This is a genomic window from Ruegeria sp. CG3 (genome assembly GCF_056537205.1).
The window spans coordinates 15,236-34,960 of sequence record NZ_JBQFRC010000002.1 but is presented as its reverse complement, the minus strand read 5'-3'; the positions used below and the strand labels follow the sequence as shown (position 1 = coordinate 34,960).

General features: G+C 60.7%; 23 protein-coding genes. 19 read left to right on the top strand and 4 right to left on the bottom strand.

Annotation, left to right across the window (positions count from 1 at the left end; translation table 11 throughout):
* Positions 1–42: 42 nt before the first annotated feature.
* On the top strand, positions 43–786 hold the full coding sequence (gene fnrL, locus ACR0NB_RS10700) for a transcriptional regulator FnrL (RefSeq protein WP_170341416.1): 744 nt from the start codon (positions 43–45) through the stop codon (positions 784–786).
* Here the strand turns inward: fnrL and ACR0NB_RS10695 are convergent.
* Positions 783–1,655, bottom strand: coding sequence for a LysR family transcriptional regulator (locus ACR0NB_RS10695; protein WP_480775649.1), 873 nt, complete (start codon positions 1,653–1,655; stop codon positions 783–785). The two genes, fnrL and ACR0NB_RS10695, sit on opposite strands and share 4 nt — an antisense overlap.
* Before the next feature lie 98 nt (positions 1,656–1,753).
* Here ACR0NB_RS10695 and ACR0NB_RS10690 point away from each other — a divergent pair, with 98 nt between their 5' ends.
* Both ACR0NB_RS10690 and ACR0NB_RS10685 read left to right on the top strand, forming a co-directional pair.
* Positions 1,754–3,076, top strand: a complete 1,323-nt coding sequence (locus ACR0NB_RS10690; protein ID WP_480775648.1) for an aminotransferase class I/II-fold pyridoxal phosphate-dependent enzyme — start codon at positions 1,754–1,756, stop codon at positions 3,074–3,076.
* 58 nt (positions 3,077–3,134) lie between these two features.
* Positions 3,135–3,389, top strand: coding sequence for a GlsB/YeaQ/YmgE family stress response membrane protein (locus ACR0NB_RS10685; protein ID WP_170365008.1), 255 nt, complete (start codon positions 3,135–3,137; stop codon positions 3,387–3,389).
* Between the two features lie 51 nt (positions 3,390–3,440).
* Here the strand turns inward: ACR0NB_RS10685 and ACR0NB_RS10680 are convergent, their stop codons facing one another.
* Positions 3,441–4,280: a universal stress protein gene (locus ACR0NB_RS10680; protein ID WP_170457414.1), complete on the bottom strand. Its 840-nt coding sequence runs from the start codon at positions 4,278–4,280 to the stop codon at positions 3,441–3,443.
* A gap of 196 nt (positions 4,281–4,476) precedes the next feature.
* Between ACR0NB_RS10680 and ccoN the strand changes: the two genes are divergently transcribed.
* Genes ccoN through ccoP form a run of 4 tightly spaced genes read left to right on the top strand, consistent with a single transcriptional unit; the run spans position 4,477 to position 7,884 of the window.
* Positions 4,477–6,084 (top strand): cytochrome-c oxidase, cbb3-type subunit I, encoded by a 1,608-nt coding sequence (ccoN, locus tag ACR0NB_RS10675; protein ID WP_093964421.1) that lies wholly within the window; start codon positions 4,477–4,479, stop codon positions 6,082–6,084.
* 14 nt (positions 6,085–6,098) lie between these two features.
* The gene (gene ccoO / locus ACR0NB_RS10670; RefSeq protein WP_093964330.1) at positions 6,099–6,827 is read left to right on the top strand and encodes a cytochrome-c oxidase, cbb3-type subunit II; all 729 of its coding nucleotides are present in this window, start codon (positions 6,099–6,101) and stop codon (positions 6,825–6,827) included.
* 11 nt (positions 6,828–6,838) lie between these two features.
* A complete protein-coding gene (locus ACR0NB_RS10665) occupies positions 6,839–7,024 on the top strand; it encodes a cbb3-type cytochrome c oxidase subunit 3 (protein WP_093964331.1) in 186 nt (61 codons plus the stop codon).
* Positions 7,021–7,884 carry a cytochrome-c oxidase, cbb3-type subunit III gene (gene ccoP / locus ACR0NB_RS10660; RefSeq protein WP_480775647.1) on the top strand — a complete coding sequence of 288 codons (864 nt, stop codon included), beginning with the start codon at positions 7,021–7,023 and terminating at the stop codon, positions 7,882–7,884. The genes ACR0NB_RS10665 and ccoP overlap by 4 nt, the downstream gene beginning before the upstream one ends.
* A 150-nt stretch (positions 7,885–8,034) precedes the next feature.
* On the opposite strand, the gene ACR0NB_RS10655 is transcribed toward ccoP, so the two are convergent.
* Entirely contained in the window at positions 8,035–8,196 is a 162-nt protein-coding gene (locus ACR0NB_RS10655) for a hypothetical protein (RefSeq protein ID WP_170364352.1), read from the bottom strand.
* 99 nt (positions 8,197–8,295) lie between these two features.
* Between ACR0NB_RS10655 and ACR0NB_RS10650 the strand changes: the two genes are divergently transcribed.
* The 10 genes from ACR0NB_RS10650 (at position 8,296) to rplA (ending at position 17,005) form a co-directional block, all read left to right on the top strand.
* Positions 8,296–9,171, top strand: coding sequence for a LysR family transcriptional regulator (locus ACR0NB_RS10650; protein ID WP_480775646.1), 876 nt, complete (start codon positions 8,296–8,298; stop codon positions 9,169–9,171).
* Positions 9,172–9,272: 101 nt separating this feature from the next.
* Positions 9,273–10,700 (top strand): cytochrome c oxidase accessory protein CcoG, encoded by a 1,428-nt coding sequence (ccoG, locus tag ACR0NB_RS10645; protein WP_170457416.1) that lies wholly within the window; start codon positions 9,273–9,275, stop codon positions 10,698–10,700.
* Between the two features lie 3 nt (positions 10,701–10,703).
* Complete coding sequence (locus ACR0NB_RS10640) at positions 10,704–11,162, top strand: FixH family protein (protein ID WP_170420070.1); 459 nt, start codon at positions 10,704–10,706, stop codon at positions 11,160–11,162.
* A 4-nt stretch (positions 11,163–11,166) separates the two neighbouring features.
* Positions 11,167–13,344 (top strand): heavy metal translocating P-type ATPase, encoded by a 2,178-nt coding sequence (locus ACR0NB_RS10635; protein ID WP_480775645.1) that lies wholly within the window; start codon positions 11,167–11,169, stop codon positions 13,342–13,344.
* A 5-nt stretch (positions 13,345–13,349) separates the two neighbouring features.
* Complete coding sequence (gene ccoS / locus ACR0NB_RS10630) at positions 13,350–13,508, top strand: cbb3-type cytochrome oxidase assembly protein CcoS (protein ID WP_093964337.1); 159 nt, start codon at positions 13,350–13,352, stop codon at positions 13,506–13,508.
* Between the two features lie 89 nt (positions 13,509–13,597).
* Complete coding sequence (secE, locus tag ACR0NB_RS10625) at positions 13,598–13,795, top strand: preprotein translocase subunit SecE (RefSeq protein ID WP_093964338.1); 198 nt, start codon at positions 13,598–13,600, stop codon at positions 13,793–13,795.
* 247 nt (positions 13,796–14,042) lie between these two features.
* The gene (nusG, locus tag ACR0NB_RS10620) at positions 14,043–14,576 is read left to right on the top strand and encodes a transcription termination/antitermination protein NusG (protein ID WP_093964422.1); all 534 of its coding nucleotides are present in this window, start codon (positions 14,043–14,045) and stop codon (positions 14,574–14,576) included.
* A 221-nt stretch (positions 14,577–14,797) separates the two neighbouring features.
* Positions 14,798–15,625, top strand: a complete 828-nt coding sequence (locus tag ACR0NB_RS10615) for a DUF2189 domain-containing protein (protein ID WP_480775644.1) — start codon at positions 14,798–14,800, stop codon at positions 15,623–15,625.
* Between the two features lie 230 nt (positions 15,626–15,855).
* Entirely contained in the window at positions 15,856–16,305 is a 450-nt protein-coding gene (rplK, locus tag ACR0NB_RS10610; RefSeq protein ID WP_093964340.1) for a 50S ribosomal protein L11, read from the top strand.
* A 1-nt stretch (position 16,306) separates the two neighbouring features.
* Positions 16,307–17,005, top strand: coding sequence for a 50S ribosomal protein L1 (gene rplA / locus ACR0NB_RS10605; RefSeq protein WP_093964341.1), 699 nt, complete (start codon positions 16,307–16,309; stop codon positions 17,003–17,005).
* Positions 17,006–17,070: 65 nt separating this feature from the next.
* Here the strand turns inward: rplA and ACR0NB_RS10600 are convergent, their stop codons facing one another.
* Complete coding sequence (locus ACR0NB_RS10600; RefSeq protein ID WP_480775643.1) at positions 17,071–18,342, bottom strand: DUF2254 domain-containing protein; 1,272 nt, start codon at positions 18,340–18,342, stop codon at positions 17,071–17,073.
* A gap of 331 nt (positions 18,343–18,673) precedes the next feature.
* Between ACR0NB_RS10600 and rplJ the strand changes: the two genes are divergently transcribed.
* Together rplJ and rplL are read left to right on the top strand one after the other, a co-directional pair.
* Complete coding sequence (gene rplJ / locus ACR0NB_RS10595; RefSeq protein ID WP_093964423.1) at positions 18,674–19,192, top strand: 50S ribosomal protein L10; 519 nt, start codon at positions 18,674–18,676, stop codon at positions 19,190–19,192.
* A gap of 79 nt (positions 19,193–19,271) precedes the next feature.
* On the top strand, positions 19,272–19,649 hold the full coding sequence (gene rplL, locus ACR0NB_RS10590; protein WP_093964343.1) for a 50S ribosomal protein L7/L12: 378 nt from the start codon (positions 19,272–19,274) through the stop codon (positions 19,647–19,649).
* Positions 19,650–19,725: the final 76 nt, after the last annotated feature.

The following is a 19,725-nucleotide window of genomic DNA, read 5'->3' as shown; positions in this document are numbered from 1 at the left end:
CGACGACCAGAAAACCTTGACCGAGATCAAGTGGACGCGCGCATGACTCTGAATACCCTCGTTGACCACTCCAATTGCGAAGATTGCCCAATTCGGCATCGAGCCGTCTGCGCGCGCTGCGATGCGGACGAGTTGGTCGCGTTGGAAGAGATCAAGTATTACCGCAGCTTCGAGGCCGGTCAGACGATCATCTGGTCGGGCGATCAGATGAATTTCGTGGGCTCGGTCGTGTCCGGGATCGCGTCTCTGACCCAAACCATGGAGGACGGGCGCACCCAGATGGTGGGCCTGCTGCTGCCCAGCGACTTCGTAGGGCGGCCGGGGCGCGACTCGGCGCCTTATGACGTTCAAGCGACCACTGACGTGGTCATGTGCTGTTTCCGCAAGAAACCGTTCGAGGACCTCATGGGCCGCACACCGCATATTGCCCACCGCTTGCTGCAGATGACGTTGGACGAGTTGGACGCGGCGCGTGAATGGATGCTGGTTCTTGGCCGCAAGACCGCGCGAGAGAAGATCGCCAGCCTGCTGTCGATCATCGCACGCCGGGATGCGTCTGCCAGCCAGAAGGGCTCATCCGGCCCCATCGTCTTCGACCTGCCGCTGACCCGCGAGGCGATGGCCGACTACCTTGGTCTGACACTGGAGACAGTCAGCCGTCAGATTTCTGCGCTTAAAAAGGATGAAGTGATCCTGCTGCAGGGCAAGCGCCACGTGACCGTTCCGGATATCGGCCGCCTGATGGAAGAGGCCGGGGATGATTCGGACGGCGGGTTTCTGGTCTAAGCGGTTTTTCTGAGCCATTCGACGACGCGCCCGACCGGTGTCTGCGATCGGACGGCACGTGGCGACCACAGCTTGAGCCTGTCGGGAAGAGTGACCACCGTTTCGAACGGAGCCACCAGTCGACCGCTGTCCAGATGCGGCTGAACCAGCGCCTTGTGTCCCATCAACACACCCGCACCGTTCAGCGCTTCTTCGATGGCCAGCGCGTACAAAGAGAAAACCGGCCCGCGGGGTGTGAACGCCCATCCGGGTCGCGCCGCGGCCACCCAGGTTTGCCAATCGTCGAACCAGGTCGAATCGGACAGGCAGGTCACATTCGCCAAGTCCTCGGGCGTAGTCAGGCGACGCGCCAAGGCCGGCGCGCAAATCGGAAAGATGGCGTCTTCGGCGATGGGGTCCCCCAAGTCACCGCCGAAAAACAGGTAGATGTCGAAGGGCGCGCGCTTGAGGTTGGGCGGGGTTTCCTCGGCCGTGAGTGAAACTTCGATTTCCGGCTCTGCGGCTCGAAGTTCGGGCAACCTTGGCGACAGCCATAGCTGTGCAATCGAGGGCAGCGTCACGATGTGCACCACCTGCGACTGTGCCTGGGCGCGCATGGACAAAGTGGCTTGTCCCAAGGTGTTGAAGGCCTTGGTCAGGTCCGGCAACGCCTTCTGTCCCAGCGCGGTCAGGGCAACGCCTCTTGCGGTGCGCTCGAAAAGGGGCGCACCCAGTTCGTCTTCCAACGTTTTGACATGGGCTGATACCGCCCCTGCGCTGACGCCAAGTTCCGTAGCCGCGGCCGAGAATCCTCCCAGGCGGGCTGCGGCCTCGAACGCACGCAGCGCGTTCAGAGGCAGGGGCTTGGGGCGCGGTGGAGCAACGGGCATGGATTTAGGCTCAATTTTTCTAACCCTAATTTTTCGCAAAACTGATTTGCGCGCAAGTCAGGATCTTTGCATCGTTGGCCGCAAAGACGGAGGATCAGATGCAGCACCTTGCTCACCGTGCCTGGGTTCCGGGCCACTGCGAAAACCTTGTTCAGACCATCGCCCGGAAGGTTTCCAACAGCAGCTCGGAAGCGATCGAGGCCCGGATCGACGCGCTGATCGCGCGAAACTCGGATATTCACGATGCCGAGTGTTTCAATCTGAACCCGGCGACAAATGTCATGAATCCAACGGCCGAGGCAGCACTGGCCGCGGGTCTGGGCAGTCGTCCATCTTTGGGCTATCCGGGCGACAAATACGAGATGGGTCTTGAGGCCATCGAGGAGATCGAGGTGATCGCGGCCGAGCTTGCGGCCCGCGTGTTCAACGCGCGATACGCCGAATTCCGAGTGGCATCCGGCGCCTTGGCTAATCTGTATGGCTTCATGGCTTTGACACGGCCGGGCGATACGATCATCGCGCCTCCGGCAGCGATCGGCGGGCACGTGACCCACCATGAGGGTGGCTGCGCAGGGCTTTATGGTCTGCAAACGGTCAATGCACCAGTGAATGCGGACGGGTACAGTCTGGATCTGGCCGCTCTGCGCGACATGGCCAAAACGCACCAGCCCCGGTTGATCACCGTCGGTGGCTCGCTGAACCTGTTTCCGCATCCTGTGTCGGCCGTGCGCGAAATTGCCGACGAAATCGGGGCCAAGGTTCTGTTCGATGCGGCCCACCAATGCGGGATCATCGCCAGCGGGGCTTGGGCGAACCCGTTGGATGAAGGCGCGCATCTGATGACGATGAGCACCTACAAAAGCCTGGGCGGCCCGGCGGGTGGGCTGATCGTCACCAACGACGCCGAAATTGCGGAACGGCTGGACGCCATCGCATTTCCCGGAATGACGGCCAATTTCGATGCCGCGAAATCGGCGGCTCTGGCAATCTCATTGCTGGACTGGGTTGACTTCGGGCCGGCCTATGGACAAGCGATGATCGATCTTGCGCAGGCAATGGCCAGCGAGATGGAAGATCAGGGATTGCCAGTGTTCAAAGGGGCTGGTGGAGCCACCGCCTCGCACCAATTCGCGCTGAAGGCCGCAGACTATGGGGGCGGGCAGGCGGTTTCAAAACACCTGCGGCGGGCTGGGTTCCTGGCATGTGGTATCGGTTTGCCTATCGCCCCGGTTGCGGGTGACATGAACGGATTGCGGATCGGAACGCCCGAATTGGTCCGGCGGGGCGTGACCCCCGAACATGCCGGAGAACTTGTGGCCCTGTTCGCCGAGGCGCTGTCGGCCGATGATCCCGCATCGGTCGCGCCCAAGGTGCGGGATCTGCGATCCGGGTTCCAGGGGATGCACTACGTTCGTGCGTGACCCAACGGCCCGGCCGTGTTCTAATGCCTTTGCGTGAAACAATATTCAGGAGCAAGGCATGGAATTCGGTAGCCTATTGGCAATGCTGTTTGTCGGCGCGATCGCGGGCTGGTTGTCGGGCAGGATCATGAAGGGCCGCGGCTTTGGCGTGATCGGGAACATCATCGTCGGGATCGTTGGCGCTTTTCTCGCCGGAACGATTTTTCCCGCGCTCGGGTTTTCCGTCGGCGGCGGTATGATGTCGTCGATCTTCTTTGCAACGATCGGAGCCGTCATCCTTCTGTTCCTGATCGGTTTGGTCAAAAAGGTCTGACGAAAAAACCGCCCCTTCCGGGGCGGTTTTTTGTTTTGCTGTGCCCGCAGTTCAGTGGGCCAGGAATACCGGAACCGAGGACTGTTCCAACATATTCCGTGTCGCGCCACCCAGAATGGCCTCGCGGAACCGCGAGTGACCATAGGCGCCCATCACGATCATGTCGGCTTCGACGTCTGCGGCGTGACGGTTCAGAATGTCGGACACACGCGTCATCGTCTTGCTCAGCACGTCGATTTCGCATTTCACGCCATGGCGGGACAGCATTTGCGACAGCATACCGCCCGGGTCCGAGCGATCAGGGCCGTGACGCGGCGGATCGATCACAACGATCCGGGTCAGCTCGGCCGCTCGCAGGAACGGCAGCGCGCGCCGAATGGCATTCATCGCCTCGACACTCTCATTCCAGCCGATCAGCACTGTCCGAGGGCTGGCGAATGGTTTTGCGTCATCCGGGACCACCAGAACCGAGGCGTGACCCTCGAACATAGCGGCTTCGATGATCGGTTCGGCCTCGGCGCCGCGATCTTTGCCATAGGGCTGAGGCAGAACTACAAGGTCCGAGAAACGGGCCCGATGCGCGACGTGCCGACCCAGGTCGGCGATCTGCGCCACGCCGTTTTCAGCGGACCAGCGCACGCCTGACTTGCCCAGGAAATCCTCGGCAAAGGCAAGCACTTCATCGGCCTCGGCATTTGCACGCTTCAAGGTCTCCTGAAGGATCAGGGCGTTTGCGCCCGCGTAGTAGTAGCCGGTCTGGCTACGGTCGACACCGAGGCACAGCGCTTCGGCATGGCCGTCCTGCGCTTCGGCCAAGGCGACCAACTGGGCCAGAGCCGGCTTGGCAAACTTGGTTTCCGTCATGACGGTGAGAAGAGATTTATAAGCCATTTCGACCTCGTGTTTCGGGTTCTGAAACCTGTGCGACCAGGTAACCCATTCATTTGCTTATGCCTGTCACAGTTTTCAGGCTATTGTCTTGATGCAGATCAAAGCAGCATTGGTTGTGCATGGATCATACAGCAACCAGTCAACGAAAGCTCTATGCGGCACAAGAGTCGCCCGGAGCATGGCAAAGGGACGCAATATGTCGAATTACATCAAGCTGATCGCGCTTGGTCTGGTCGTGCTGTTCGCAGCGATCGGATCCAACTATGCGCGGGATTTGGCGTATCAGGTGCACGCGATACTGGTGATGCTCATCGCCGGTGGCCTGTTCATCTGGACGCTGCGAAACACGGATGAGCCGGATATTCTTGTCGATCGTTCGGGTGAGTACATGGATGGCGTGATCCGCTATGGCGTGATCGCAACCGCTTTTTGGGGTGTCGTAGGGTTCCTGGTGGGAACCTTCATCGCGTTCCAGTTGGCCTTTCCGGTGCTGAACTTCGAATGGGCGCAAGGGCTTCTGAACTTTGGCCGGTTGCGCCCGCTGCACACATCAGCGGTCATTTTCGCGTTCGGCGGCAACGCCCTGATCGCCACATCCTTCTACGTCGTGCAGCGCACGAGCGCCGCGCGTCTGTGGGGCGGCAACCTGGCCTGGTTCGTGTTCTGGGGCTATCAGCTGTTCATCGTTCTTGCCGCGACCGGCTATGTGCTGGGCGGGACCCAGTCCAAGGAATATGCCGAGCCTGAATGGTATGTGGACCTGTGGCTGACCATCGTCTGGGTGGCCTATCTGGCCGTGTTCCTGGGGACGATCGTCAAGCGGAAAGAGCCCCACATCTATGTGGCGAACTGGTTCTACCTGGCGTTCATCGTTACCGTCGCGATGCTGCACCTGGTCAACAACATGACCATTCCGGTCAGCATCTGGGGTTCGAAATCGGTCATCGTCTGGTCGGGTGTCCAGGACGCCATGATCCAATGGTGGTATGGCCACAACGCCGTGGGCTTCTTCCTGACCGCCGGTTTCCTGGGCATGATGTACTATTTCATCCCGAAACAGGCCGAGCGTCCGGTGTTCAGCTACAAGCTGTCGATCATCCACTTCTGGGCGCTGATCTTCCTGTATATCTGGGCTGGTCCGCACCACCTGCACTATACCGCGCTGCCTGACTGGGCCTCGACGCTGGGCATGGTATTCTCGGTCGTGCTGTGGATGCCTTCGTGGGGTGGCATGATCAACGGCCTGATGACCCTGTCGGGCGCTTGGGACAAGCTGCGTACCGACCCGGTCATCCGCATGATGGTCATCTCGGTCGGTTTCTACGGCATGTCCACCTTCGAAGGCCCGATGATGTCGATCCGCGCGGTGAACTCGCTGTCGCACTACACTGACTGGACCATTGGTCACGTACATTCCGGCGCGCTGGGCTGGAACGGCATGATCACCTTTGGTGCGCTGTACTTCCTGGTGCCGGTTCTTTGGAAGCGCGAGCGTCTGTACTCGCTGCAGATGGTCAGCTGGCACTTCTGGCTCGCCACCATCGGTATCGTGCTCTACGCCGCGTCGATGTGGGTCACCGGTATCATGGAAGGCCTGATGTGGCGCGAAGTGGATGCCAACGGCTTCCTGGTGAACTCGTTCGCCGACACCGTGGCGGCCAAGTTCCCGATGTATGTGGTGCGTGCGCTGGGCGGTGTTCTGTTCGTCGCTGGTGCGCTGATCATGTGCTACAACCTGTGGATGACCGTCCGGCGGGCTCCGGCCAAAGAGGCCAGCCTGACCGTCGCGGTCCCGGCTGAATAAGGAGGGCCGGAGCAATGGCAATTCTCGACAAACACAAGATCCTCGAGACCAACGCGACCCTCCTGCTGATCTTCAGCTTCCTGGTCGTGACTATCGGTGGCATCGTTCAGATCACCCCGCTGTTCTACCTTGAGAACACAATCGAGAAGGTGGAGGGCATGCGCCCTTACACCCCTCTCGAGATGGCGGGGCGTGAGATCTACATCCGCGAAGGCTGCTATGTCTGCCACAGTCAGATGATCCGCCCGATGCGGGACGAGGTCGAGCGCTATGGCCACTACTCGCTGGCGGCCGAGTCGATGTACGACCACCCGTTCCAGTGGGGGTCCAAACGCACCGGGCCGGATCTGGCCCGTGTGGGTGGCCGCTACTCGGATCAATGGCATGTGGACCATCTGCGTGATCCGCAATCGGTGGTGCCGGAATCCGTGATGCCGAAATACGGCTTCCTGGAAAACCGCAAGATCGACGGCCGGTATATCGGTGACATCATGGCCACCAATGCGGTTTTGGGCACGCCTTACACGGACGAGATGCTGGAAAACGCAGTTGCCGATTTCCGGGCGCAGGCCGATCCGGACAGCGACTATGACGGGCTGCTGGAGCGTTATGGCGAAAACGTCAACGTGCGCAACTTCGATGGTCAGCCGGAACTGACCGAAGCCGATGCGTTGGTTGCATATCTGCAGATGCTGGGAACGCTGGTCGACTTCTCGACCTTCACCCCGGATGCAAGCCGCTAAAGGAGGGTGTGATGGAAGAATACACGATCCTGAGGCAATTCGCGGATAGCTGGATGCTGCTTCTGTTGTTCGCCTTCTTTGTCGGCATCGTCATCTGGGTGTTCCGCCCCGGTGCCAGCAAGGAATACAAGGACACCGCAAACATCCCGTTCCGGCATCAAGACAAACCCGCCACATCCGAGGAGGCGCGGAAATGAGCAAGACACCTGAAAAACAGCCGGGTGATCCCAAGACGACCGGTCACAGCTGGGATGGCATCGAGGAATTCGACAATCCGATGCCGCGTTGGTGGTTGTGGACCTTCTACGCGACCATCTTCTGGGGTGTGATCTACACGATCATGTATCCGGCGTGGCCGCTGGTGCAATCCGCAACCGCCGGTGTGCTTGGCTGGTCGTCGCGCGAGTTGGTGCAGAAGGAGATGGTTTCGTTTGAAGAGGCCAACGCTCCGTGGAACGCCAAGCTGGTCGAGACACCGCTGGATGATATCGCCAAGGATGCCGAGCTGCAGCAATATGCGGTCAACGCCGGTGGCGCCGTGTTCCGCACCTGGTGCGCTCAGTGCCACGGTTCGGGCGCGCAGGGTGCGAAAGGTTTCCCGAACCTTCTGGACGACGCCTGGCTGTGGGGCGGCACCTTGGATGACATCGTCACCACGGTCAGCTACGGCATTCGCAACGAAGAAAGCGACGACGCGCGCTACTCCGAAATGCCGGCATTCGGCGAGATCCTCGAGCCCGAGGAAATCACCCAGGTCGTGCAATATGTGATGTCGCTGACCAACGCCCAAACCGACGATGCTGCGGCGCAGGCGGGCAAGGTTGTCTACGAGGACAACTGCGCGGCCTGTCACGGCGATGACGGAAAGGGCGATATCGCGCAGGGCGCACCGAACCTGACGGATGCGATCTGGCTGTATGGCGGCAATGAGAAAACGCTGACCGAAACGGTGACCTACAGCCGGTTTGGCGTCATGCCCCCCTGGGACACGCGTCTGACCGAAGCGCAGATCCGCGCCGTGTCGGCCTATGTCCACCAATTGGGTGGCGGTCAATAAAATCCAGGAACACCTTCGGGCGGCGTGCCGCCCGAAGGCCTAGGTGCCGGCTGTTCCATCTGTTCGCGCGTTTCCTGAACAGCCGGCACCGCATTTTCCGAAAATAGTGCTGACAATGGCCCCGGTCCAGCGCGGGCACGCAAACTGATCCTAAAGGTTGCGCGGATCCAACTCGCGGCTCTTGCTGACCCACCAGTGTCCGGCCGGCAGCCATCTTTTCCTTTTTGGCGCATTTGGTTTGGGCGCGTCGCGCAGCTTGGGGGCGTTCAGCCGCGTGGCGGTCATGAAGGAAGCAGCGTAGATGTTCAGCATGGTCTTTCTCCTGATGCGATGAACTCGGGTTCCAGCATCGGCTCTTGACCGGATATTTGCTACTCAATTACCGTGCTCAGATGTAAGCAGAGGTTACATATGGACTGGCTGAACCTTCCGCCCTTGTCGGCGCTACGGGCTTTCTCTGCTTTTGCCGAGCACAGAAATATCGTCAAGGCCGGCGATGCGTTGAATGTAAGTCATGCCGCCATAAGCCAGCAGTTGCGGGCGCTTGAGGCGCATATGGGCGTGACCCTGTTGGACCGGTCGGGCAAGACGCTGGTCCTGACGTCGGATGGCGAACACTTGGCCCGCAGCGTTCAGCTGGGGTTTGGCGCCATCCATGCGGCGGTCTCGGACCTGGTGCACGCGGGAGAGGATCGGCCGGTACACGTTTCGCTGACCTCCTCATTTGCAGCTTCATGGCTGATGCCGCGGCTGCCGATTTTCCGGTCGGATCACCCCGGGATCGATCTGACCTTGGATCCGTCACCGGAACTGGTCGATCTGCGCCCCGGGGGGGTGGATGTCGCGATTCGATACGGGGCGGGCGGTTGGCCGGGCGTCCGGTCCGAGATGTTGTTGAAAACCCCGATGGTCATCGTTGCCGCGCCCAGTCTTCTGGGTTCCAGGTCCGAGTGGTCGCCGGCTGATCTGGCCCGTTTGCCGTGGCTGGAAGAGGTGGGCACGACCGAAGCCAGCACATGGCTGGCACAACATGGGGCGGCTATGGACCCCGGCGCTGGACGGACCAACCTGCCGGGCAATCTGGTCCTTGAGGGCGTGCGCGCGGGGCAGGGGGTCACGGTGACAGTGCGACATTTCGTCGAACGTGATATCGTGGCCGGAAGACTAGTTGAACTTCATGTCGCACCGGACGGCCGAGGCTACCACATCGTGACGGCGCAAACGCCGCAAAGAAAGGCGGTGAAGACGTTCGTCGGGTGGCTGAAACGCCAAGCGAACCAGGTGTGACAAAAGGTGTCTGCGCGATGCGCTTTTGACCCATGTCAAAGTTGTCCGGTGTATGATCTGGAACAAGTCGCCCGACAAACAGCAAGATCCGGAGCCATGCCGTGAGCGATCACACCCCAGCCCCCAGCCTTTACGCCGCAAGGGAACCGATCTTTCCACGGCGCGTTTCCGGCAAGTTTCGGAACCTCAAATGGATCATAATGGCCGTCACGCTTGGCATTTACTATGTGACGCCGTGGATCCGGTGGGATCGGGGGCCCAGCCTTCCGGATCAGGCGGTGCTGCTGGATCTTGCGAACCGCCGCTTTTACTTCTTCTGGATCGAGATCTGGCCACACGAATTCTACTTTGTGGCCGGTCTGCTGATCATGGCCGGCTTGGGCCTGTTCCTGTTTACTTCGGCCTTGGGGCGGGTGTGGTGCGGCTATGCCTGCCCACAGACGGTTTGGACCGACCTTTTCATTCTGGTCGAGCGTTGGATCGAAGGCGATCGAAACGCCCGCCTGCGCCTTCATCGTCAGAAGAAGCTGGATTTCCGCAAGGCCCGCCTGCGATTGACCAAATGGGTGGTCTGGTTCCTGATCGGTCTGGCGACCGGCGGGGCCTGGGTGTTCTATTTCGCGGATGCGCCGACCCTGGCGCGGGACCTTGTGACCGGCAACGCTCATCCGATCGCCTATACCACCATGCTGGTTCTGACCGGCACGACCTTTTTCTTCGGCGGGTTCGCGCGCGAGCAGATCTGCATCTATGCCTGTCCGTGGCCGCGAATTCAGGCGGCGATGATGGACGAGGACACTCTGGTGGTTGGCTACCGAGAGTGGCGGGGCGAGCCGCGCGGCAAGGGCAAGCGGACGGCCGACTCTGAACTGGGCGACTGCATCGACTGCATGGCCTGCGTCAATGTCTGCCCGGTCGGGATCGACATCCGTGATGGCCAACAGCTGGAGTGCATAACCTGCGCGCTGTGCATCGATGCCTGCGACGACATGATGGCCAAGATCGGCAAGCCGCGCGGTCTGATCGACTATATGGCGCTCAGCGACGAAACACATGAACGCGCGGGCCAGCCTCCCAAGAACGTGTGGAAGCACATCCTGCGGCCCCGGACAATCATGTATACCGCGCTTTGGTCGTTGGTGGGTTTTGGCCTTCTGTTTGCGTTGTTCATCCGATCGGATATCGATCTGACGGTGGCGCCGGTGCGCAATCCGACATTCGTGACCATGTCCGACGGTTCGATCCGCAACACCTACGACGTGCGGTTGCGGAACAAACATGGCGAAGACCGCCTGTTCAAACTGTCTCTGGTCGGTGACCCAAGCCTGCAGGTTCAGATTGAAGGAACGGAACTGGATACGGTAAACGTAACTGCGGACACGGCACAGTTGACCCGGGTTTACATCGTCGCCGCGAAAGATACAGCGCCCGCATCGGCGGAAACGACACCGGTCCGGATCTGGGTCGAAGACCTGCAAAGCGGCGAGCGCGCCTACAAGGACACCACGTTCAACGGGCGGGGGAACTGAACCATGGCCGAGCGCAAATTCACCGGAAAGCACGCTCTTGCGGTTTTTGTCGGGGCCTTCGGGGTCATCATCGCAGTTAATCTGGTGCTGGCCTACAAGGCAGTCGCGACATTCCCCGGGCTCGAGGTCAAGAACTCCTACGTTGCCAGTCAGGAGTTCAATGAAAAGCTGCAGGAGCAGCAGTCTCTGGGCTGGGATGCAGAGGTGGAAACCAAGGGCGGCCTGCTGATCCTTCGCATCACGGATGCGCAAGGCGTGCCTGTGCGGGTGGCCGAACTGCAGGCCGTGGTCGGCCGCGCAACTCATATGCGCGAGGATTTTTCGCCGGACTTCACCTTTGACGGTGTGGCGTATTCCACCCCGGCGACGCTTGGAAAAGGCAACTGGAATGTCCGTATTGTCGCGCGCGACGCGGACGGCGCGGAATTCAGTCGGCGCATTCCGTTGTACATCAAGGGTTAGGCTGATGTCGTCGCAGGTGACATCCGGGACCGCAGCCTGTCCGGGCTGCATCGCGGCTCCGGCGGAACCGGCCAGGCCGGTACCGGTCGACGTTCAGATCGCGCTGTCACTGCCGGGCATTCATTGCTCGGCCTGTATTGCCAATGTCGAACGTGCGTTGAACGCGTACCCCGGCGTACAGGACGCGCGGGTCAACCTGACGCTCAAGCGCGCTCTGATCAAGGCGGGGCCCGAGGTTCGGGCAACGGATCTGATCCCGGTCCTCGATCGGGCCGGGTACGAGGCGCATGAGCTGGATCCGGGTGCTCTGTCAGCCACGCAATCGGACAAGGCCGGACGGGATCTGCTGATGCGCCTCGCGGTCGCCGGCTTTGCATCGATGAACGTGATGCTGCTGTCTGTGTCCGTCTGGTCCGGCGCCACCGACGCGACGCGCGACATGTTTCACTGGATTTCGGCGGCCATCGCCCTCCCGGCCATTGCGTTCTCGGCCCAACCGTTTTTTGCCAACGCGTGGAGCGCGCTGCGTGTTCGCCGCCTGAACATGGACGTGCCGATCGTTCTGGCAATCCTGCTGGCCTTGGTCACTTCGCTTTGGGAAACGGCGCTGAGCGGTGAGCACGCCTATTTCGATGCGGCTTTGACGCTGACGTTCTTTCTGCTGGCGGGGCGCTATCTGGATTACCGCACCCGTGCCGCGGCCCGCTCCGCCGCCGAGGAGCTGACAGCCCTCGAGGTGCCGCGCGCCATCCGTCTTGTTGACGGGGCCGAGCGCGAGGTCGCTGTTGCCGAACTGGCCGTCGGTGACCTGATCCTGGTGCGACCAGGGGGGCGGATGCCGGTGGACGGCAAGATCGTGACCGGTGAATCCGAGTTGGACCGGTCGTTGCTGACCGGTGAAACCCTGCCGGTATTTGCCCAGCCGGGAACACAGGTCAGCGCGGGTGAGGTCAACCTGACCGGGCCGCTGACCATTCAGGCAACGGCGGTGGGCGAAGAGACTTCGCTGCACCGCATGGCAGATCTTGTGGCCATCGCGGAATCCGGGCGGTCGCGCTATACGTCCTTGGCGGACAAGGCGGCCAAGCTGTATGCCCCCGGGGTTCATATCCTGTCCGCACTCAGTTTCGTTGGCTGGTACATCTATTCTGGCGATCTGCGCACAGCTCTGAACATCGCCGCCGCTGTGCTGATCATCACCTGCCCCTGTGCGTTGGGGTTGGCGGTTCCTGCGGTCACCACCGCAGCCTCGGGGCGGCTGTTCCGCAAGGGGATGCTGATCAAGGACGCCACCGCGTTGGAGCGGTTGGCCGAGGTCGACACCGTAGTGTTCGACAAGACCGGAACGCTCACATCAGGCGCGCCTCAACTGGTCAACGGTGGCGAACACACAGGCCGTGAGATCGAGATCGCTCTGGCCTTGGCACAGGCTTCGGCGCATCCGCTGGCGGTCGCCCTGACCCGGGCCGCTCGGGCCGAGGGGTATACCCCGGCCGAGGTTGAAAACGTCACCGAGATTCCCGGTCGCGGGACCGAAGGCCAGTTTCAGGGGCAACTCGTGCGGCTGGGCCGGGCCGAATGGGTGGGCGCGACGGAGGGTGATCACACCGCGGCCTGGTTGGCAGTGGGGGGCGATCGCCCGGTCGAGTTCCGCTTTGCCGACTCTTTACGCCCCGGCGCCGCCGACGCGGTCGCGGCTTTGCGTGATGCGGGCAAGGACGTCATCCTCATGTCCGGGGACACGACCAACGCCGTGAAAGCTCTGGCCGAGAAGCTGGGGATCGAGACCTGGATCGCGCGGGCGCTGCCGCAGGACAAGGCGCGACACATTCAGAAGCTGGCAGACCAAGGCCGCCGGGTTTTGATGGTCGGTGACGGGTTGAACGATACAGCCGCGCTGGCGGCGGCCCATGCCTCGATCTCTCCGGCTTCGGCACTGGATGCGGCCCGCGTGGCTTCGGACATCGTCCTGCTGGGCAATGACCTGTCGCCGATCGCCGATGCCTGCCATACTGCGGTCCGGGCGACGAAGCGCATCCGCGAGAATTTTCAGATTGCGACGATCTACAATGTCATCGCGGTGCCTTTGGCCGTTGCCGGCCTTGCGACGCCCCTGATCGCGGCCTTGGCGATGTCCACATCGTCGATTACCGTATCCCTGAACGCGCTGCGCCTGAGGTGATCCGAATGGAAGTTCTGGCCTATCTGATACCGATTTCGCTGCTGTTGGGCGGTGTTGGGCTGGTGGCGTTCATCTATACGGTCCGCAGCAACCAATATGACGACCCCGAAGGCGATGCCCGACGGATTCTGAGCAACGAGTGGGATGATCGCCCCAAGTCCTGACCGGGTGCAATCGTGATGTCGACGGCCCTTGAAATTGCCGCAATGCCCGGCTATGTCCGGCCCATCCGCTAGCAGAGAGACCAAGCTTAATGGCCACCACAAACCCGATCCAGTTCATTCAGCAAGTCCGTGCCGAAGTTGCAAAGGTCGTCTGGCCGACGCGGCGCGAGGTTCTGCTGACCACGGTCATGGTGTTCATCATGGCGGCTCTGACTGCCGTGTTCTTTGCTCTGGTGGATCTGGGCATTCGCGGCGGTCTGCAACTGATCCTGGGTATGTTCAGCTAAAGCCGACTGCCGGGTCCCGTCGGATCGCGCCGAGACGCGCCCGCTTCGGGCGCCCGACCGGCACTGCCCCCTTGCACAGCAGGCAATGTCAGAGTAGTTGACGCGGGACCTTTCGGGATGGGCGTGCGGCGATTCGGACTGCGCGCCGCTTTTTATTCCGGAACACGCGGCCGGACCGCGACAAAATTTCAATTCAGGTGCGTCCACCCGACGCGGCGCGCCAAAGGCAAACAAGGACGACAGGTTCATGGCGAAACGGTGGTACTCGGTCAGCGTTCTTTCGAATTTCGAAAAGAAGATCGCAGAGCAGATCCGCACGTCGGTGGCCGAGCACGGCCTTGAGGACGAGATCGACGAGGTTCTGGTTCCCACCGAAGAGGTGATCGAGGTACGCCGGGGTAAGAAGGTCACGACTGAACGCCGTTTCATGCCCGGCTACGTACTGGTGCACATGGAAATGTCGGATCAAGGCTATCACCTGATCAATTCGATCAACCGGGTCACCGGTTTCCTGGGTCCGCAGGGCCGCCCAATGCCGATGCGCGACGCCGAGGTGAACCAGATCCTCAACCGTGTTCAGGAAGGCGAGGAAGCCCCCAAGCTGATGATCAGCTTCGAGGTTGGCGAGAAGGTCAAAGTCAACGACGGCCCGTTCGAGGATTTCGACGGTATGGTCGAGGGCGTGGACGACGAGAACCAGAAGCTGAAGGTTACCGTCTCGATCTTCGGGCGCGAAACTCCGGTCGAGCTGGACTTTACGCAGGTCACCAAGCAGAGCTGATCTTTCCTGCAGGAACTGATCGTGCAGAAATCGAATGCGCCGCCGTAACAGGCGGCGCAACTGTTTCTGGTGCTTGCCGGTAAGGTTTTGCCACAGCCTTGGCCGCTTGCCCTAACTCACTGCCTGATGCACACTTATGCTTGGTACAGGTATGATCGTTGCGCAGCCGGGCTTATGGGCCAGAGGATTTTCGTGCAGTGATGCTTTGGGAGGACGCTGTCATGACATCCAAGGCTGCAGGCCCCACGCCACCCGACAAGCTGACCCCGCCTCAGCGGCCGATGCCTGTGGTCAACACGGTCGCCGCCGCCGACATAACCGACTCGCTGAAGGCCGGGTTTTCCGACTTTCTGGCGCGTCCCATAATGAGCGGATTTTTCGGATTGTTCTATGCCGTCTTCGGGTTTCTGCTGGTCTGGAGCCTGGTCTGGCTTGGCAAGATTTGGATGATCATTCCCGCCGTCGTGGGATTTCCGCTGGTCGCCCCTTTCGCTGCTGCAGGCCTCTATGAGATGTCGCGTCGACTTCAGGCCGGAGAGGATTTTGGCTGGTCGGAAATACTGACGGTCATGGCCAATCAGCGTAAGCGGGAAATGGGCTGGATGGCCTTCGTTACGCTGTTCGTTTTCTGGGTATGGATCTACCAGGTTCGGCTTTGGTTGGCGGTCATCCTGCAGAATGCCTCGTTTTCGGATTTCGACGGTTTCCTGAACACCGTGTTCTTTACCCCCCAAGGCTGGGCTTTCCTGGCTGTTGGCACCTGCGTCGGTGCGTTTTTGTCCGCCGTTCTGTTTTCGGTGACTGTTGTTGCCATGCCCTTGCTGCTGGATCGCGACACCGATTTCGTAACGGCCATGCTTACATCGCTCCGCGTTGTCGCCGAAAGCCCTGTGGTCATGCTTGGCTGGGCGGCCATCATCTCGGTCACGATGCTGTTGTCGCTGGTGCCGGCGTTTCTGGGGCTTGTCTTTACGTTGCCGATCCTTGGACATACTACTTGGCATCTCTACCAGCGCGCCGTTCAGTCGGAGGCGCCTGCCGGTCCATAGCGGGGGCGGAGCCTGCATACCGGCGAACGCCGTTGGGGAGGAGGCTTCGCCAGCCATCCTGTTTTCAGTGGCATGCTCTTGCCAACCCATTCGTTCCCCTGTAAACGCCGCCCCTATCGTCTTCGGGCGAGATTCTCTCGTGGGAGATCGCAGGGATCGCGATTCCGGATCGGACCACGCAACATAAAACCGGATGGGACGCGTCCCATTCACGTTGAAAGGAAAACCAAATGGCCAAGAAGCTTGCTGGTACGATGAAGCTGCAGGTTCCTGCAGGTCAGGCGAACCCGTCGCCGCCAGTTGGTCCGGCGCTGGGTCAGCGCGGCATCAACATCATGGAATTCTGCAAGGCGTTCAACGCCAAGACCGCAGACATGGAGCCCGGCGCTCCGTGCCCGACCGTGATCACCTACTACCAGGACAAGTCCTTCACCATGGACATCAAGACGCCGCCCGCGTCTTACTACCTGAAGAAGGCGGCCGGTCTGAAGCCGGTCGGCAAGCGTAACCGCCCCCGTGGCGCGGAGAACCCCGGCCGTGAGACCGTAGCAACCGTGACCACCAAGCAGGTGCGCGAGATCGCCGAAGCCAAAATGAAGGATCTAAACGCCAACGACGTCGAAGGCGCAATGAAGATCATCCTGGGCTCGGCCCGTTCCATGGGCATCGAGGTGAAGTAAGATGGCAAAACTCGGTAAACGTACCCGCGCAGCGCGCGAAGCCGTCGCCGGCAAGGAAAACCTGTCGGTCGAAGAGGCAGTTGCACTGGTCAAGGCCAACGCAACCTCGAAGTTTGACGAAACCATCGAAATCGCCATGAACCTGGGCGTCGACACCCGTCACGCAGACCAGATGGTGCGCGGCGTCGTCGGTCTGCCGAACGGTACCGGCAAGGACATGCGCGTTGCTGTCTTCGCGCGCGGCCCCAAGGCTGACGAGGCGAAAGAAGCCGGTGCGGACATCGTCGGCGCCGAGGACCTGATGGAAAGCATCCAGGCCGGCAACATCGACTTTGATCGTTGCATCGCAACCCCGGACATGATGCCGATCGTCGGTCGTCTGGGTAAGGTTCTGGGCCCCCGCAACCTGATGCCGAACCCCAAGGTCGGCACCGTGACCATGGACGTGAAAGCGGCCGTGGAAGCAGCCAAGGGTGGTGAAGTCCAGTTCAAGGCGGAAAAAGGTGGTGTCGTACACGCAGGCGTTGGCAAAGCGTCGTTCGACGAAGCCAAGCTGGCGGAAAACGTCCGCGCCTTCATCTCGGCCGTTGCCAAGGCGAAGCCGTCGGGCGCCAAGGGCACCTATATGAAGAAAATCGCGCTGAGCTCGACCATGGGCCCCGGCGTGACCGTGGATGTGGCGCAAGCTTCGGGCGAATAAGCCGACACGTTCTTTCGGAAATTCGAACCCCGGGCGGTCATGCTGCCCGGGGTTTTCTTTTGCTCTCAGATAGCAGGTTCGACTGTGATCTGATTGGGTATTTCGCGCACGCGTGCCTTGTCGGCCTCCAGCCTGAGGTCGCGCTCGGCAACGGTCAATGCATGGTTCGTAGCCGCGCGGGCGGCGGTTGTCATTGCACCGTCTTGAGTCTGCGTCAGTCGGGTCAGCGCGCTGAGAATGGCCTCGTGGACTTCGACCTTGTCACCGGCATCCCGGGAAATGGCCGCATAAGCGTCACGAAGGAATGTGTCGATCGCGATCTCGGGGGCATGGATTTTCGGGAATTGCGGGTCGGCGGGCTGGGTGGGCCGCGAGCCAAGTGGCAGGAGAACCCGCAGCAACCTCTCGACCATCTGAATTGCCGTCATTGGGTCGTTGATACCCGGCGAGAGCGCGCGCTGTGCGATTTCCGACAGGGTTTGAATGCCAAAGCGGGGGTCTTGATTGAAGCTGCGCTCGGTCCCGATCACGAAGGCTTCCCGGATGGTTTCACCATCCATTCTCCGGGTCGCTCTGGCCAGGGGTTGGCCTTCGGTCACGAATTGCCCTGGCAGCGCCATGATCCAGATCTCGCAGTCATTCTCTTCGGCGCAGGAATTCAGCATGCCGACATCCACGTGGCGCACGTTCCCTGTCGAACTGGCCCGCACGTCGTGCCCGGTTCGCGGAACATCCGCGGCGGCTTGATATGGAATGGCGCCGAGGCACGGCAGTTCCATGGCTCGGGTCATGGTGTCCCTGGCGTTGTTTTCTATCTTGCGCGCCGTTTCGGAGATGCTGCCATAGCTGGGCAATTGGTCGATCCAGAGCAAGAGCGCCAGTGTCACCAAAAAGATCACCACCAAGGTGAACGCAAGCGCAACGGCGATGGATTGCTGGGTGTAGACCCCGGTTTCGACAAGGATCAGCGATACGAGCGCGAAGATGAATGCGCCGAGAAACGTGGCCAGCACGTTTTGCGAGACACTGTCCTCTTCGATCACCTGCTGGGCGCGCGGGGAGGACTGGTTCGAGGCCCATCGCTGTGCCGCGACCATGATCGACAGAGAAAAGGTCGTGACCGCCAGCATGGACGACGCCAGAATGCCGAGGATCTTTGCCACGGCCTCGGTGCTCAGCCGTTGTGCGAGAAAGTCGGGGACGAAGCCGCCGAGGTAGGTGCCAATCCCCGCGCTGACCACGGCGAGAGCGGCGATCAGGCTGGTACGAACCCATAATTGGCGAGAAATCTGACGAAACAGGAATTGCGGCTTGGAAATGGATTTCAACTTGATCATCCGTTGATCCTGTTCGGGTTTGCGGTCATTGTCTACCGGCTTGGGGTTCGGGCAATTTACCCCTTGGAAACCCCGGCCATCTGCCCTAAAGAGGGCTGCGGAATAAAGCGTGCGATTCGTCGTGCGCTTTATTTCGTTTCGTCCAAGACGGTGGGTGGGTCCTTCCGGCCCCTTAATTCCCTGCCTGAGACGGGTAAGACCAAAGAATTTCGAGGGTCCTGACCCTCGGGCGCATTTTGGCCAATCCCGTAACAACGGACCTGAACGCCGGGGCGCAGCCCTCGGCAAATATGAGCCGGGGTGAAACATCGCCCCTAACTTGGAGAGAACTGTGGATAGAGCCCAGAAAGAGAAAGTGGTCGAGGAACTCGGCCAAATCTTCGAAAGCTCTGGCGTCGTAGTGGTTGCTCACTACGCCGGTCTGACAGTTGCCGAGATGCAGGACCTTCGCGCACGTGCTCGTGACGCGGGCGGCTCCGTGCGTGTTGCCAAGAACAGGCTCGCCAAAATCGCCCTCGACGGTAAGCCATGTGCGAGCATTGCTGACCTGCTGACGGGTATGACTGTTCTGACCTATTCCGAGGACCCCGTGGCAGCAGCCAAGGTGGCCGAGGACTTCGCCAAGGAGAACCAGAAGTTCGAGATCCTTGGCGGTGCAATGGGCGAGAACGCTCTGGACCGGGCTGGTGTTACAGCCGTGTCGAAAATGCCGTCGCGTGAAGAGCTTATTGCTTCGATCGTGGGTTGCATCGGCGCGCCTGCTTCGAACATCGCCGGTGCAATTGGCGCACCTGCAAGCAACATCGCAAGCATCCTTTCCACCATCGAAGAGAAGGCGGAAGCTGCGTAAGCGGTTGGCACTGAATGATCTGCGTGGGGCACATGCCCTGACGTTGGAACACACACTGTAAACGGAAAGAGCTGATACAATGGCTGATCTGAAGAAACTGGCAGAAGAGATCGTTGGTCTGACCCTGCTGGAAGCACAAGAACTGAAAACCATCCTCAAGGACGAGTACGGCATCGAGCCCGCAGCTGGCGGCGCCGTCATGGTCGCAGGCGCAGCTGGCGATGCCGGCGGTGCAGCTGAGGAAGAGAAAACCGAATTCGACGTCGTTCTGAAGAACGCCGGCGCTTCGAAAATCAACGTCATCAAAGAAGTTCGCGGCATCACCGGCCTGGGCCTGAAAGAAGCCAAGGAACTGGTCGAAGCCGGCGGCAAGATCAAAGAAGGCGTGGACAAGGCAGAAGCCGAAGAGATCAAGGGCAAGCTGGAAGCAGCTGGCGCCGAGGTCGAGCTGGCCTAAGCCTGTCTTTCGGTGCATCGCGGATGCGCCGTGGAATTTGGCTGGGCCCGGAGAAATCCGGGTCCAGCCGAACCTG